16 protein-coding genes are annotated in these 15438 nt (G+C 66.4%); 11 read left to right on the forward strand and 5 right to left on the reverse strand.

The genetic code is table 11. From position 1 onward, the window contains the following. The first annotated feature begins 39 nt into the window (after positions 1–39). Complete coding sequence (locus A9179_RS11250) at positions 40–492, forward strand: MarR family winged helix-turn-helix transcriptional regulator (protein WP_187805889.1); 453 nt, start codon at positions 40–42, stop codon at positions 490–492. Here A9179_RS11250 and A9179_RS11255 read toward each other — a convergent pair whose 3' ends face one another. After that, on the reverse strand, positions 493–1143 hold the full coding sequence (locus tag A9179_RS11255) for a hypothetical protein (protein WP_187805890.1): 651 nt from the start codon (positions 1141–1143) through the stop codon (positions 493–495). A 138-nt stretch (positions 1144–1281) separates the two neighbouring features. Here A9179_RS11255 and A9179_RS11260 point away from each other — a divergent pair, with 138 nt between their 5' ends. Then, positions 1282–1893, forward strand: a complete 612-nt coding sequence (locus A9179_RS11260; protein WP_187805891.1) for a LysE family translocator — start codon at positions 1282–1284, stop codon at positions 1891–1893. Further along, complete coding sequence (locus tag A9179_RS11265; protein WP_394354727.1) at positions 1893–3098, forward strand: benzoate/H(+) symporter BenE family transporter; 1206 nt, start codon at positions 1893–1895, stop codon at positions 3096–3098. Before A9179_RS11260 ends, A9179_RS11265 begins: the two co-directional genes overlap by 1 nt. A 154-nt stretch (positions 3099–3252) precedes the next feature. Here the strand turns inward: A9179_RS11265 and A9179_RS11270 are convergent, their stop codons facing one another. From A9179_RS11270 to A9179_RS11285, 4 genes are all read right to left on the reverse strand, one after another. Beyond that, entirely contained in the window at positions 3253–4149 is an 897-nt protein-coding gene (locus A9179_RS11270) for a bile acid:sodium symporter family protein (RefSeq protein ID WP_187805892.1), read from the reverse strand. 146 nt (positions 4150–4295) lie between these two features. After that, positions 4296–5057 (reverse strand): SDR family oxidoreductase, encoded by a 762-nt coding sequence (locus A9179_RS11275; protein WP_187805893.1) that lies wholly within the window; start codon positions 5055–5057, stop codon positions 4296–4298. A 141-nt stretch (positions 5058–5198) separates the two neighbouring features. Beyond that, the gene (gene pyrF, locus A9179_RS11280; RefSeq protein WP_187805894.1) at positions 5199–5888 is read right to left on the reverse strand and encodes an orotidine-5'-phosphate decarboxylase; all 690 of its coding nucleotides are present in this window, start codon (positions 5886–5888) and stop codon (positions 5199–5201) included. A 79-nt stretch (positions 5889–5967) separates the two neighbouring features. After that, complete coding sequence (locus A9179_RS11285; protein WP_187805895.1) at positions 5968–6696, reverse strand: ZIP family metal transporter; 729 nt, start codon at positions 6694–6696, stop codon at positions 5968–5970. A 115-nt stretch (positions 6697–6811) separates the two neighbouring features. On the opposite strand from A9179_RS11285, the gene A9179_RS11290 reads away from it, so the two are divergent. The 8 genes from A9179_RS11290 to A9179_RS11325 all read left to right on the forward strand — a co-directional run bounded on the left by A9179_RS11290 (position 6812) and on the right by A9179_RS11325 (position 15286). Continuing rightward, positions 6812–7252: a thioesterase family protein gene (locus A9179_RS11290; protein WP_187805896.1), complete on the forward strand. Its 441-nt coding sequence runs from the start codon at positions 6812–6814 to the stop codon at positions 7250–7252. Positions 7253–7328: 76 nt separating this feature from the next. Next, positions 7329–7808, forward strand: a complete 480-nt coding sequence (locus tag A9179_RS11295) for a cytochrome C (RefSeq protein ID WP_187805897.1) — start codon at positions 7329–7331, stop codon at positions 7806–7808. Between the two features lie 445 nt (positions 7809–8253). Then, positions 8254–9465, forward strand: coding sequence for a NarK family nitrate/nitrite MFS transporter (locus tag A9179_RS11300; protein WP_187805898.1), 1212 nt, complete (start codon positions 8254–8256; stop codon positions 9463–9465). Positions 9466–9810: 345 nt separating this feature from the next. Further along, a complete protein-coding gene (locus A9179_RS11305; RefSeq protein ID WP_187805899.1) occupies positions 9811–11478 on the forward strand; it encodes a bifunctional protein-serine/threonine kinase/phosphatase in 1668 nt (555 codons plus the stop codon). Between the two features lie 349 nt (positions 11479–11827). Then, positions 11828–12952 carry an MlaE family ABC transporter permease gene (locus A9179_RS11310; protein ID WP_187805900.1) on the forward strand — a complete coding sequence of 375 codons (1125 nt, stop codon included), beginning with the start codon at positions 11828–11830 and terminating at the stop codon, positions 12950–12952. Next, on the forward strand, positions 12949–13728 hold the full coding sequence (locus tag A9179_RS11315; RefSeq protein WP_187805901.1) for an ABC transporter ATP-binding protein: 780 nt from the start codon (positions 12949–12951) through the stop codon (positions 13726–13728). The genes A9179_RS11310 and A9179_RS11315 overlap by 4 nt, the downstream gene beginning before the upstream one ends. Then, positions 13728–14663: an MlaD family protein gene (locus tag A9179_RS11320; protein WP_187805902.1), complete on the forward strand. Its 936-nt coding sequence runs from the start codon at positions 13728–13730 to the stop codon at positions 14661–14663. The genes A9179_RS11315 and A9179_RS11320 overlap by 1 nt, the downstream gene beginning before the upstream one ends. Then, positions 14660–15286: an ABC-type transport auxiliary lipoprotein family protein gene (locus tag A9179_RS11325; protein ID WP_187805903.1), complete on the forward strand. Its 627-nt coding sequence runs from the start codon at positions 14660–14662 to the stop codon at positions 15284–15286. The genes A9179_RS11320 and A9179_RS11325 overlap by 4 nt, the downstream gene beginning before the upstream one ends. Positions 15287–15438: the final 152 nt, after the last annotated feature.

Consider the following 15438-nt stretch of genomic DNA (forward strand, 5'->3'; position numbering starts at 1 on the left):
GTTGACCGAAACTACGACGGCAAGGACAGATACGTCAATATGTTTGACCTGAAAAAGACGAGCAGCCAGCAGGCTGCCATGGCCGCCTTCTTCTTTGGCTACCAGGCCTTCACCGCCAAGCCGGACGAAATCCTGGCCAAGCGCGGGCTGTCGCGGGTGCACCACCGCATCCTGTTCTTCATCGCCTGCTACCCCGGCCTCAGCGTCAGCCAGTTGCTCAGCTATCTGGGGGTGAGCAAGCAGGCGCTGAACATCCCGCTGCGCCAGTTGCTGGAAATGCACCTTGTGGAGAGCGTGGCGGCCGCCGATGACAAGCGCAAACGCCAGCTCGGCCTGACCGCCGAGGGTGCCAAACTGGAACAGGCGCTGCGCCGCGAGCAAACCAAACTGCTGGAGCGGGTTTTCGCCGACGCAGGCGAACAAGCCGTCGGCGCCTGGCTGGCGATCAACCAGGCGCTGGGCAACACCCGCCAGGCCGGCAGCGAAGGCTGATCAGGGCCGCTCGTCAACCTCGCCGGCCGGCAGCACCGCGTCGCCGCGCAGTTCGCGGGCCGCATGGAAGAACACCAGCGCCGAAGCCACCATCGCCGCCAGCATCGGCAATATGCCGATCACCAGCAGGATGATCGAAGCCACCATCGCCCCCGTGGCGATATTCAGCCAGCCGAGGATGCGCAGCGACGGGTAGCCGTGCTCCACCTTGAGCAGGACGATGCCCAGCCACAGGATCAGCAGGCCGAGCAGTGCCAGCAGGCCGAAGTAGCTCAGCGCCAGGGGATTGAGCCCCACCAGCCGATCCTCGCCCCAGTACAGCTGCATGCACTCCAGCAGCACGCTCAGCACCACGCTCAGCCACACCGGCCAGCGCAGGCCGCGGGCGGCAAAACGCAGTTCGAGAAAAGCCTTGAGGCGCAGCAGCAGGTAACTGCCGAGCAGGGTCACCGCCAGGCTCAGCCAATCGCCCAGCGCGCTTTTCTGCTGAACCATCGCCAGCCCCAGCACCACCAGGGTACCCAGCAGGTAGGCCAGATTGAGCCAGCCAAGCAGCACCAGTTGCTGCGGACTCCAGCCTTGCAGCGCGCGCGGTGCCTGCGCATCGACCAGCACCACCTGGGGTGCGGCATAGGGGTTGTTCTGCTCCATGACCCTATCCTTATCTGAGGGGAACAGTACTGACTAACTCAGAGCCAGAGGAAAACTGTACCGGCAATTGACGATCCTGCTGTACCGCGACGGCCAGGCAGGCTGCGCATAGGCTGCCAGCTAGCGAGGAGAACCGCCATGACCACCGAACTGCTGATCGCCTTTGTCGCCTTTGCCTTCGTCACCTCGGTGACGCCCGGGCCGAACAACATGATGCTGCTCGCCTCCGGGGTGAACTTCGGCGTGCGCCGCAGCGTACCGCACATGCTTGGCATCAGCCTGGGCTTCATGCTGCTGGTGATCTGCGTCGGCCTGGGCCTGGGCCAGCTGTTCGAACAGTTCCCGGCGCTCTACCAGGTGCTGCGCTACGCCGGCGCCGCCTACCTGATCTACCTGGCCTGGAAGATCGCCGGTTCCGGCGCGCCAAGCGCCAGTGAAAGCCGCGGCAAGCCATTCACCTTCGTGCAGGCGGCGGCCTTCCAGTGGGTCAATCCCAAGGCCTGGGTCATGGCCATCGGCGCCATCACCACCTACACCCCGCAGCAGGGCTTCCTGTTCAACGTGCTGGTGATCGCTGCACTGTTCGCCCTGGTCAACTGCCCCAGCGTCGGCCTGTGGACGGTGGCCGGCAGCCTGCTGCGCCGCTGGCTGGAACACCCGCTGCGCCTGCGCCTGTTCAACATCGGCATGGCCCTGCTGCTGGTGGCCTCGCTCTACCCTATCCTGATCGACGTCAAAGGCAGCCTGTGATGAGTGACAACACGGAAGTCATGAACAGCTCCACCCCCCTGCGGCCGCTGGCCGACACCTCGCCCTCCGCGGTGGTCGCCGGCTTCGTCGCCATGCTCACCGGCTATACCAGCTCGCTGGTGCTGATGTTCCAGGCCGGGCAGGCAGCGAACCTCAGCGCCGCGCAGATTTCCTCGTGGATCTGGGCGCTGTCGATCGGCATGGCGATCTGCAGCATCGGCCTGTCGCTGCGCTACCGCACGCCAATCACCGTGGCCTGGTCGACGCCGGGCGCCGCGCTGCTGATCAGCAGCCTGGGCGGGGTGTCCTATGGCGAGGCCATCGGCGCCTACATCACCTGCGCCGTGCTGGTAATCATCTGCGGCCTGACCGGCAGCTTCGAGCGCCTGGTGCGTCGCCTGCCGGCCTCGCTGGCCGCAGCGCTGCTGGCTGGCATCCTGTTCCGCATCGGCAGCGAGATCTTCGTCGCCGCCCAGCACCACACGGCGCTGGTGCTGGCCATGTTCTTCGGCTACCTGATCGCCAAGCGCCTGGCGCCGCGCTATGCGGTGCTCACCGCACTGCTGCTTGGCAGCGTGCTGGCCGGGCTGCTCGGCCTGCTCGACTTCAGCGCCTTCCAGCTGCAGGTAGCGACGCCGGTGTGGAACATGCCGTCGTTCTCCCTGGCCGCCACCATCAGCATCGGCATCCCGCTGTTCGTGGTGGCGATGACCTCGCAGAACATGCCCGGCATGGCCGTGCTGCGCGCCGACGGCTACCAGGTGCCGGCCTCGCCGCTGGTCACCACCACCGGCATTGCCTCGCTGCTGCTGGCGCCGTTCGGCTCCCACGGGGTCAACCTGGCAGCCATCAGCGCAGCTATCTGCACCGGCCCGCACGCCCATGAAGACAAGAGCAAGCGCTACACCGCCGCCGTGTGGTGTGGGGTCTTCTATGCCATCGCCGGCATCTTTGCCGCCACCCTGGCCGCGCTGTTCGCCGCCCTACCCAGCGCCCTGGTGCTGTCGGTGGCCGCCCTCGCCCTGCTCGGCTCGATCGGCAACGGCCTGGCCCAGGCCATGGGCACGCCCGGCGAACGCGATGCGGCACTGGTCACCTTCATGGTCACCGCCTCGGGCATGACCCTGCTGGGCATCGGCTCAGCCTTCTGGGGCCTGGTAGCCGGCGCCCTGACCCTGCTGATCCTCAACTGGCGCAACAGCTGAGTCGGCTTGCTGCTCAATCGTAGGGCGGGTGCAACCTGCGGTGGTCACTTCGCGGGTTGCACCCGCCCTACGTAACTGACGCCAGCACTGAACGGTGGACATCGCCAACAAAAAAGCCCGGGCAATCCCGGGCTTTTTCACGGCCAGCTGCAGATCAGGCGACTTCGCCCTCTTCCGCCATCAGTTCCTTGCCATGGGCATAGTTGACCCACCAGCCGAACAGCGCCGCAGTGAAGAACATGAAGAAGCTGTAGATGGCCGCTGGAATGCCCATGGTCGGGTTGTTCAGCAGCGACGGGCTGAGCGCCAGGGCAATCGCCAGGGTGCCATTGTGGATGCCGATTTCCATGCCGATAGCCACCGCCTGGCGCTGCGGCAACTTGAGCAGGCGCGGCACCCAGTAGCCAACACCAAGGCTGACCAGGTTGAACAGCAACGCCGCCATGCCCACCACCGGCGCGTACTCCACCACCGTGCGCCAGTCCTTGACGAAGGCCAGCAGCACCACCAGCAGCAGGAACAGCGCAGAGATGATCTTCACCGGCTTCTCCATGGCATGGGCGAAGCCTGGTGCCAGGCGGCGAATCACCATGCCCACGGCCACCGGGCCGAGGACGATGGCGAACACCTGCACCACCTTGGCGAACTGCAGCGGAATGGCCTGGTCGCCTTCCATGAAGTGAGCCAGCGACAGGTTGACGATAAACGGCATGGTGAGAATCGCGATCACCGAGTTGACCGCGGTCAGGGTCACGTTCAGCGCCACGTCACCGTGGGCCAGATGGCTATAGAGGTTGGCCGAGGTACCGCCGGGCGAGGCGGCCAGCAGCATCAGGCCGACCGCCAGGGCCGGCGCCAGGCCGAAGCCCTTGGCGATCAGGAAGCACAGCAGCGGCAGCAGCAGGAGCTGGCAGCCGAGGCCGATGAGTACCGGTTTGGGAAATTTCACCACCCGGGCGAAGTCCGCCAGGGTCAGCGACAGGCCCAGGCCGAGCATGATGATGCCCAGGGCGATAGGAAGGAACGCGGTCAGCAAGGGGGAAGCGGTCATTATTGTTGTTCTCCGTAAAACGAGCCTGCGATTCTTGGCAGGGCTGCCCGTCTTGTAACTGGCTTTGCGCGCCAACGGGTGGCGCGCCTGTAACCAAATGCAAAAAGGCGCCCTAGAGCGCCTCTTTGCCAATCACAAGCACGCGATCAGATCGCCGTCGCGCCGCCATCCACGGCCAGCGAATGGCCGGTGGTGAAGCCAGCCGCATCGCTGCACAGGTACAGCACGGCAGCAGCAATTTCCTCGACCTTGCCGATGCGCCCGACCGGGTGCATGCCGGCGACGAACTCGGCCTTCTTCGGGTCGGATTCGGCGGCACGGCGGAACATGTCGGTATCGATCACCGCCGGGCACACGGCGTTGACGCGGATCTTCTTCTTGCCGTACTCGACGGCAGCGGACTTGGTCAGGCCGATCACCGCGTGCTTGGAGGCGGCATAGATGCTCATCTTCGGCGCGGCACCGAGGCCGGCCACCGAAGCGGTGTTGACGATGGCGCCACCGCCCTGAGCCAGCAGCAGCGGGATCTGGTGCTTCATGCACAGCCACACGCCCTTGACGTTGACGCCCATGATGGCGTCGAACTCGGCCTCACTGCCTTCGGCCAGCTTGCCCTTCTCGATCTCGATACCGGCGTTGTTGAAGGCATAGTCCAGGCGGCCATAGGCACCCAGGGTGCGCTCCATGAGCACCTTGACCTCGGCTTCGCGGGTCACGTCGCAACGCACGAAGGTGGCATCGCCACCGGCTTCACGGATCAGCTGCACGGTGCCTTCGCCGCCGCTCACATCGACGTCGGAAACCACCACCTGCAGGCCCTCGCCCGCGAAGGCCAGGGCGGTGGCGCGGCCGATACCGGCGGCGCCGCCGGTCACGAGTGCCACTTTGCCGGAAAAGGTCATGCTCATTGCTGCGTCCTCGCAGGGAGTTGGAAATGAGCGGAGTCTAGCCAGGCGACCGGCCGGCGAGCAGCACTATCAGGGTGCCGTGTACGGGATCATCCAGAAGAATGATGGAAGCCCCGCACCTGTCATCACCTGAATGGATGATCAGCCCAGCTGGGCGACGATCTCGGCCAGGGCCTGGGCCGGGTCGGCGGCCTGGCTGATCGGGCGGCCGATCACCAGGTAGTCGGAACCGGCCTTGAGCGCGTCGGCCGGGGTGAGGATGCGGCGCTGGTCGTCAGCGGCGCTGCCGGCCGGGCGGATGCCCGGGGTCACCAGTTGCAGAGCCGGCTGCGCGGCCTTCAGTGCCGGCGCTTCCTGGGCCGAGCAGACCAGGCCGTCCATGCCCGCCTGGGCGGCCAGACCGGCCAGGCGCAGCACCTGCTCCTGCGGGGCGATATCCAGGCCGATGCCGGCCAGGTCATCCTGCTCCATGCTGGTCAGCACGGTCACCCCGATCAGCAACGGCTTGGCGCCGCTCAGCTTGTCCAGCTCGTTGCGGCAAGCCGCCATCATGCGCAGGCCACCGGAGCAGTGCACGTTGACCATCCACACGCCCAGTTCGGCAGCGGCCTTGACCGCCATCGCCGTGGTATTCGGGATATCGTGGAATTTCAGGTCGAGGAACACTTCAAAGCCCTTGGCCTGCAGGGTTTCCACCACCGCCGGGCCGCTGCGGGTGAACAGCTCCTTGCCAACCTTGACCCGGCACAGCTTGGGATCGAGGCGCTCGGCCAGGGCCAGGGCGGCATCGCGGGAAGGAAAGTCGAGGGCAACGATGATCGGGGTGGACATGGCGGGCTCACAGGCAGGACGAAAACGCCGCGCATTGTAGCGAAAGCCGCCGCCCGCGTCAGACCGTACAGCCTGACGGCTAGCTGCCGAGCGCCAGCGCGGTCATGAAGCCGGCCAGGGTGATCAACCCGGTCAGCGCATGGGTCTCGGCAAAGGCTTCGGGAATCAGCGTGTCGACCAGCATGCACAGCACGGCGCCGCCGGAAAACCCCAGGGCGAAGGCCAGCCAGTGCGCCGGCAGGTCGGTGAACAGTCCCGGCCCGGCCATCGCCGCCAGCCCGGAGAGCAGCACTATCGAGCCCCACAGGCCGAAGATCCACAACCGGCTGCGCCCGTCCCGGCGCAGGCCGACGGCACTGGCCAGGCCTTCCGGCAGGTTGGACAGAAAGATCGCCACCAGCAGCATCAGGCTCACCGAGCCGCCATCGAGCAGGCCCAGCCCCAGGCCGAGGGACTCGGGAATGCCGTCGAGAAAGGCGCCGGCGGCAATCAGCAGGCCCAGCAGAGAACCGGCGCCAGCCGCGCGATGGCCCTGCTCGAGGTGCTCCAGCCACTCGTTGGCCAGGACGAACAGCAGGCCGCCGGCCAGCATTCCACCCAGGGTCGGCAGCTGCCCACCGAGGCGCAGCGCCTCGGGAATCTGCTCGAAGCAGATGGCGGCGATCAGCACGCCGCTGCCATAGGCCATGATCGACGCCACCACCTTCTGCGGCAGGCGCAGGAAAACCCCGAGCATGGCGCCGATCAACAGGCTGCTGGCAGCCAGCAAGCCCCACAGTCCGGCCTGCAGCGTCGTGTTCCAGTCCATGCAATCTCCCTTGATCAAGCAGGCAGCCTAGTCGCTAGCCATTCACCACGGCAATGCTTCCGTACGGGGATGGCGCGGGTAAACTGCGCGCTTTCCTTCCAACCAGGCAGCAGTCATGGCCCGTCTCAAGCTCGACTTTTCCCAGCAGCAGTTCTGCTACAGCACTCACATGACCGTGCGCAGCACCGACATCAACGCCAGCAACCACCTGAGCAACGACTCGATGATCTCGATGATCTCCGAGGCGCGGGCGCGTTTCCTGTTCGACTTCGGCATCAAGGAAGCGGCCGATACCGACGGCATCATCGTCACCGACCTGGCCACCATGTACCGCGCCGAGTCCCATGCTCGCGACCAGTTGCTGTTCGAGGTCGGCGTGATGGACTTCAACCGTTATGGCGGCGACATCATCTTCCGCATCAGTCGCCCGGCCGACGGCACGCTGATCGCCCTGGCCAAGTCCGGCTTCGTGTTCTTCGACTATCGCCAGGGCAAGGTAGTGGCCATGCCCGACGAGTTCCGCGCCAAGTTCCCCGAGGTCAATTGGCTGGAGTGAGGCTGGCGAACCTTTGGCGAACGCTGCACGGGTAGAAAGCCAGGGCCCAGCCCGCGGCACTACCCGAGAACACGCCATGACCCACGCCACTCCCCTGCGCCTCACCCTCCTTGCCTGCCTTGCCGGGCTTTCCTGCAGCGTCAGCGCAGAACCCTCGGTCGAGCGCGGCCGCTACCTGGTACAGGTAGCCGGCTGCAACGACTGCCACACGGCCGGCTATGTCATGGCCCCGGACAAGGTGCCGGAAGCCGCCTGGCTGCAGGGTGATCAGCTCGGCTGGAGCGGCCCCTGGGGCACCACCTATGCCAGCAACCTGCGCCTGTTGCTGCCGCAGCTCAGCGAAGAACAGTGGCTGCAACTGGCCCGCCAGGCCAACTACCGTCCGCCCATGCCCAGCCATGTGCTGCGCGTGATGGACGAAGACGACCTGCGCAGCATCCACCGCTTCGTCAAACAACTGGGTGTCGGCGGAGCTCCGGCGCCCGCCGCTCTGCCCCCCGGCCAGGTGGCCAAGGGGCCGGTGGTGCAATTCCCCATGCCGCCTGCCCAACCCTGAAAGCCCCTGCATCGCCTGGCACCTCCATATCGCCTCAATACAGTGCGGCACACTCCCTCGCCGCACCGTATTGACCCGAAGAAACGCCCTCGCCGGCGGCAATACTGCGGTTTTCCACTCTCTGCAGAGGTTGGCCCAGCTATTGCTTTAGCCCGGTCATAGGCATCCAACGGCGGTTGCCCCTCGAATCGACAATGGCGTCGCGTTCACCCTCGCATTGAGCGACCAGGTGACGCGGCGCCTTTTCGTTTCAGCCCCAATGAATGGGGTGGGTGGGCGGGCCGTGATCCGGACGTCGACCGGTAACTCTCTCAACCTGGTTGCGGCTCCGGCCGCAAGGTCGGGCGCCACAAGCACCCGGCCTCACCCGGCGACTGCAGGCGACGTGCCCACGATCACGGCAACCTGCAGCCCGCCGGGACTCTTATCGCTGACGAGGTGTTGGATGAATACAAGTTTCTGGAAAGCCGGCCACGCACCGACGCTGTTTGCCGCATTCCTCTATTTCGACCTGAGCTTCATGGTCTGGTACGTGCTCGGCCCGCTGGGCGTGCAGATCGCCGCCGACCTGCAACTGACCACCCAACAGCGCGCCATGATGGTGGCCACGCCGATTCTGGCCGGTGCCGTGCTGCGCTTCCTGATGGGCATGGTCGCCGACCGTACCTCGCCCAAGACCGCCGGTCTGATCGGCCAGGTCATCGTTATCGGCGCCCTTTCCGTGGCCTGGCTGCACGGCGTGCACAGCTACCAGCAGGCACTGCTGCTCGGCCTGTTCCTCGGTTTTGCCGGTGCCTCCTTCGCCGTGGCCCTGCCACTGGCCTCGCAGTGGTATCCGCCGCAGCACCAGGGCAAGGCCATGGGCATCGCCGGTGCCGGCAACTCCGGCACCGTGCTCGCCGCCCTGTTCGCTCCGGGCCTGGCTGCCGCTTTCGGCTGGGGTAACGTGTTCGGCCTGGCGCTGATCCCGCTGGTGCTGACCCTGATCATCTTCGCCAGCGTGGCCAAGAACGCCCCCGAGCGGCCGCCGGCCAAGTCCACCGCCGACTACCTCAAGGCCCTCGGCGACCGCGACAGCTGGTGGTTCATGTTCTTCTACAGCGTGACCTTCGGTGGCTTCCTCGGCCTGGCCAGCACCCTGCCCGGCTACTTCCACGACCAGTACGGCTTCGACCCGGTCAAGGCCGGCTACTACACCGCCGCCTGCGTCTTCGCTGGCAGCCTGATGCGTCCGCTGGGCGGCGCCCTGGCCGACCGCATCGGCGGCATCCGCTCGCTGCTGGTTATGTACACCTGCGCCTCGATCTGCATCGCCGCGGTCGGCTTCCACCTGCCCAGCTCGCTGGCCGCCCTGGGCCTGTTCGTGGTCGCCATGCTCAGCCTGGGCGCCGGCAACGGCGCGGTGTTCCAGCTGGTGCCGCAGCGCTTTCGCAAGGAAATCGGCGTGATGACCGGACTGATCGGCATGGCCGGCGGCATCGGTGGCTTCTGCCTGACCGCCGGCCTCGGCGCAATCAAACAGGCCACCGGTGACTACCAGCTCGGTCTGTGGCTGTTCGCCAGCCTCGGCGTACTGGCCTGGGTCGGCCTGTACGGCGTCAAGCTGCGCTGGCGCACCACCTGGGGCTCGGCTGCCGTCACTGCGGCTCGAGTCTGATCCTCGCCCAGCCAGACACCGGCCACCGGTGTCTGGCTGCCACAATTTCCCAGAACCTGTTAACGATCTTCTGGATTAGAGCCAGACAAGGCAAAAGTGGCCGAAAAAGCGCAGTTTACGCGGTGTAAATGAGCATTTTGAGGCCACTTTTAACGCCGTATGGCCGACAGCCAGGAGATCGTTAACAGGTTCGTAGGTCGGTTGCGACAAAGGCGAAGCCCGTTCGGCCTCCACGCACTGGTCAGGAAAGGTGGAAAATGCCGGCAACGGCATGTTCCAGGGAAGCCGGATCGGCTCCGCCTTTGCCTCAACCGACTTACCTGCCTTGACCCACGAGAGCACCAGATGGCCCTGCAACTGACCTTCGGCGAAGCCACCGCCACCGGCCCCCGCGCGGAAAACCAGGACGCCATCCGCGTGGTCACTCCGGCTCCGGCGCTGGCCGCCAGCAAGGGCTTCCTGTTCGCCCTGGCCGATGGTGTCAGCCAGTGCGCCGACGGCGGCCTGGCCGCCCGCGCCACCTTGCAGGCCCTGGCTCTCGACTACTACGCCACCCCGGAAACCTGGGCCGTGGCGCAATCCCTGGATCGCCTGCTGGTGGCCCACAACCGCTGGCTGCAGGCCAACGGCGGCGGCCAGCCGCTGCTCACCACCCTCACCGGCCTGGTGCTGCGCGGCCGCCGCTATACCCTGGCGCATGTCGGCGATTGCCGCGCCTACCGCCTGCGCAGCGGCGGCCTCGAGCGCCTCAGCGAAGACCATGTGTGGGAACAGCCGGGCATGCAGCATGTGCTTAAGCGCGCTCTCGGCCTCGACCAGCACCTGGTGGTGGATTACCGCGAAGGCGAGCTGCAGGAAAGCGACAGCTTCCTGCTGGTCAGTGACGGCGTGTGGTCGACCCTTGGCGACAACGGCATCCACAGCATGCTCAAGGACGAGAGCGACCCCGCCGCGGCCTGCCGCGCCCTGGTCAGCGCCGCCCACCTGGCCGGTAGCCAGGACAACGCCAGTGCCGTACTAGTGCAGATCCAGAACCTGCCGGACAACGACCTGGCCGACACCCTGGCGCAGATCCAGCAGTGGCCGCTGCCGCCCGTCCTGCGCGAAGGACAGAATTTCGAGGGCTGGCAGATCGAGCGGGTACTGGCCGAATCGCGCCAGTCGCTGGTCTACCGGGTGCGCGACAACCAGTCGCGACGCTGGCTGCTGAAAACCCTGCCGAGCAGCCGCCACGACGAGGAACAGGCCGCCCCCGCCCTGCTCCTCGAAGAATGGTTCCTGCGCCGCGTTGCCGGCCGCCACTTCCCCGAGGCCCATCCGCTGCCGCAGCGCCAGCACCTGTACTACGTGCAGCGCGAGCACCAGGGCCAGACCCTCGCCGAGCACCTGCGCCTGTCCGGCCCACTGGGCCTGCCGGAGTGGCTGGACATCGCCCCGCGCCTGCTCAAGGCCCTGGGCATGCTGCACCGGCGCAACATCCTGCATCGCGACATCAAGCCGGAAAACCTGCTGTGGTGCGATGACGGCGAGCTGCGCGTGCTCGACTTCGGCCTGGCCTACTGCCCCGGCCTGTCGCGCGACGAGAACCACAGCCTGCCCGGCACCCCCAGCTACATCGCCCCCGAGGCCTTCAGCGGCGGCAAGCCCAGCCCGCAGCAGGATCTCTACGCCGCTGGTGTCACTCTCTACCGCTTGCTCACCGGCCATTATCCCTATGGCGAAATCGAGGCCTTCCAGCACCCACGCTTCGGCAAACCGGCCCCGCCCAGCCGCTACCGCCCGGACATTCCCGCCTGGCTCGACGACTGCCTGCTGCGCGCCGTGGCAGCCAATCCGCAGGAGCGCTTCGAGACCGCCGAGGAGTGGCTGCTCAGCCTCGAACAGGGCGAGCGCCAGGCCCTGGTCATTCGTCCACGCCCGCTGCTCGAGCGCGAGCCGCTGAAGGTCTGGCGCGGTGTGGCGCTGACTTCGCTGCTGGTTAACCTAGTGCTGCTGGTCAGCCTGCTGCACTAAGAACCTGTCTCGGATCTCTTGATCGTCGGCTAGGCGGCGTTGCAACGCAGTAACAGCCGCAGGCTGGTCAATCGGGCTCGGAAAGCGGCTTGCCGCTAGCGCGCTTTAGCGCGACCCGCAGGGCGAGTGGAACGAGTACTGCTCATTTACACCTCGTAAACTCCGCGTCCTCGCCCAATTTCGCCTTGCCTAGCTCTAGCTCAAAAGATCCGAAACAGGTTCTAAGCTGCGTTACCCGGCAACATTTCCGGAAACCTGACCGGGTCGCCAGCCAGGGGCTCGTCCATTACACTGGCCAAAATGCGTGGCGGCTCTCTGCCATGCCCGCTCCAGCCCTATCAGGATGAATATGGCGCAGGCCGGCAGCATCGAACTGGACAGCACTTCCAACCCTCCACGCGCCCTGGTGCGCGGCGACTGGATCCTGGCCCACTATCGAGCCCTGCGCGAACAGCTCGCCAGCCAGCCGGCCCCAGCCCAGCTCGAACTGAGTCAGCTCGGCCAGCTAGATACCGCCGGCGCCTCGCTGCTCAGCGACTGGCTGGGTGCCGAGCGTCTGGCCCAACTGATTGAACAGGCGCCCGACCTGCCCGCCGAACGCCTGGCCCTGCTGCGTACCGTGAGCGCGGCCCTACGCGGCGTGCCGGTGGTCTGCCCACCGCCACCGCCGTCCACCACCCGCGAGCTACTCGAACGCATCGGTGCCACCGTGAGCGGCCAGTTCATCCAGCTCAAGGCTCTGCTCGGCTTCTTCGGCCTGACCCTGGTCTGCCTGCTGCACAGCCTGTGGCGGCCACGCCGTTGGCGCATCACCTCGCTGGTCGCGCACATCGAGCAGATCGGCCTCAACGCCATCCCGATCATCGCCCTGCTGACCTTCATGGTCGGCGCGGTGGTGGCCTTCCTCGGCGCCACCGTGCTGGAGCAGTTCGGCGCGACCATCTACACCGTGCATCTGGTGGCGTTCTCCTTCCTGCGTGAATTCGGCGTGCTGCTCACTGCCATTCTCATGGCCGGGCGCACGGCCAGCGCCTTCACCGCGCAGATCGGTGCAATGAAATCCAACGAGGAGATTGACGCGATCCGCACCCTCGGCCTCGATCCCATGGAGCTGCTGGTACTGCCACGGGTGCTGGCGATGCTGATCTGCCTACCGATCCTCACCTTCATCGCCATGCTCTGCGGCATCGTCGGCGGCGGCCTGGTCAGCACCTTGCTGCTGGACGTGTCGCCGACCTTGTTCCTCAGCATCCTGCAGACCGACATTCCGGTGCAGCACTTCTACATCGGCCTGGTCAAAGCGCCGTTCTTCGCCATGCTGATCGCCATCGTCGGCTGCCTGGAAGGCTTCAAGGCCAGCGGCAGCGCCAAGTCGGTGGGCGACCACACCACTAGCAGCGTGGTGCAATCGATCTTCGTGGTGATCCTGCTCGACGCCCTGGCCGCGCTGTTCTTCATGGAGATGGGCTGGTGAGCGCGCTGGTCGAGGTCTGTGGCCTGCGCAACCAGTTTGGTGCACAGGTGGTACACGATCAGCTCGACCTGGATATCCGCCATGGCGAGATCCTCGGCGTGGTCGGCGGCTCCGGCACCGGCAAGTCGGTATTGCTGCGCAGCATCGTCGGCCTGCTGCGTCCGGCCGCTGGCCGGGTCACGGTGTTCGGCGAAGACCTGCTGAGCCTGCCGGCCGAACGCCGCTCGCAGGTGGAGCGGCGCTTCGGCGTGCTGTTCCAGCGCGGCGCCTTGTTCTCCTCGCTGAGTGTGGTGGAGAACATCGCCCTGCCGCTGATCGAGCATGCCGGCCTACCGCGCAGCGACGCAGAGCACCTGGCGCGACTCAAGGTGGCCCTGGCCGGTCTGCCGGTGGGCGCTGGCGACAAGTTCCCGGACGAGCTGTCCGGCGGCATGGTCAAGCGCGCCGCCCTGGCCCGTGCCCTGGCCCTGGATCCGGAAATTCTGTTCCTCGACGAGCCCACCGCCGGCCTCGACCCGATTGGCGCCGCGGCCTTCGACCAGCTGATCCGCACCCTGCGCGACGCCCTCGGCCTCAGCGTGTTCCTGATTACCCACGACCTGGACACCCTCTACAGCATCTGCGATCGCGTCGCCGTGCTGTCGCAGAAGCGCGTGCTGGTGGCCGACCGCCTCGAGGTGGTCGAGACCACCGATGACGCCTGGATCCAGGACTACTTTCACGGCCCCCGTGGCCGCGCCGCCGCCCAGGCGGTTCTGCGTTCGGAGACACCCTGATGGAAACCCGTGCCCACCACGTACTGATCGGCCTGTTCACCGTGCTGTCACTCGGCGCGGCCCTGCTGTTCGCCCTGTGGCTGGGCAAGTCCAGTGTCGACAAGGAATTCCTGCTCTATGACGTGGTGTTCAAGGAGGCAGTGACCGGCCTGTCGCTGGGCAGCGCCGTGCAGTACAGCGGCATCAAGGTTGGCGACGTCAGCCAGCTCAGCCTCGACCCGCAGGACCCGCGCAAGGTGCGCGTGCGCATTCGCGTGGGCCCGCAGACGCCGATCAAGCAGAACACCCATGCGCGCCTGGCCATCACCGGCGTCACCGGCAACGCCATCATCCAGCTCTACGGTGGCACACCCTCCAGCCCGGCCCTGGCCACGCGCAACGAGCAGCCCAGCGAAATCCCCGCCGACCCCTCGCCGCTGGCACGCCTGCTGGCCAACGGCGAAGACCTGGTGGGCAATATCAACAGCCTGCTGCTCAACGCCAACCGGCTGTTCTCCGACGAGAACCTGACCCACGTCGGCAACACCCTCAAGCAGCTCGACCAGACTACCGCGGTGCTCGCCGAGCAGCGCGACGGCATCCGCCAGACCCTGGCCCAGCTTGGCGAAGCCAGCCGCCAGGCCAATCTGACCCTGCAGCAGAGCACTGCCCTGGCGCAGAAGGCCAACCGCCTAGTCGACGAACAGGGCAGCGAGATCTTCCGCCGCACCGAACAGACCGTCGCCGCGCTGGAGCGCAGCAGCCGCAGTCTTGAGCAACTGCTGGCCAACAACCAGGGCGCCCTCGCCAGCGGCCTGCAGGGCATCAGCGACATCGGCCCGGCCATCGCCGAGCTGCGCACCACCCTGGCCGTACTGCGCCAGTCCGGCCGCCGCCTGGCAGAAAACCCCGGCGCCCTGCTCGAACGCGAACAGAACCAGGAGTTCGAACCATGATCCACGCCCTGCGTGCCCTTCTCCCGCTGATCCTGGCCAGCCTGCTCGGTGCCTGTTCGCTGCTGCCCAAGGCGCAGCCAATCGACACCTACCTGCTACCGCCCTCCACCCTCGCCAACAAAGCCAGCGGCGTGGCGCTCACCCGCACCCTGAGCATCGCCCGCCCGCAAACCAGCCAGGCGCTCGACAGCACACGCATCGCCGTGCTGCCGGAGGGCAACCGCATCAGCAGCTACAAGGGCGCGCGCTGGGCCGACCCGGCGCCGTCACTGCTGCGTGATCGCCTGCTTGCCGTGCTGCGCAGCGATGGCCGCTTCCCGGCTCTGGTCAGCGACGAACAACACCTGCACAGCGACCTGGAACTGCTCGGCAACCTACTGAGCTTCCAGAGCGAATACCAAGACGGCCAACCCCATGCGGTGATCCGCCTGGATGCGCAACTGGTCGACAGCAACAGCCGGCGCATCCTCGCCAGCCGCCGCTTCGAAGTCAGCCAGCGCAGCAGCGATACCCAGGTCGCCGCACAGGTCGCCGCCTTCGGCAGCGCCAGCGATGCCCTGGCCAGCGAGCTGATCGACTGGCTGCTAAGCGCTGCCCCCAAAGCAGGACAAACCGCACCATGACAGCGCAAACCGCCTCAGGGCGGTGCGCTATCTAGCCGCAAAAACCCTCCAAAGCAGCCAAACACGGCGCTTTTCCGTGTTGGCACAGTCTCTGCTTATCACGGTTAACACAGACATAGAGCCTGCCCCTCAATGGCGAAGAGCAGCTCGCC

Origin of the sequence: Pseudomonas alcaligenes, assembly GCF_014490745.1 — a bacterium.
GTDB classification, from domain to species: Bacteria; Pseudomonadota; Gammaproteobacteria; order Pseudomonadales; family Pseudomonadaceae; genus Aquipseudomonas; species Aquipseudomonas alcaligenes_C.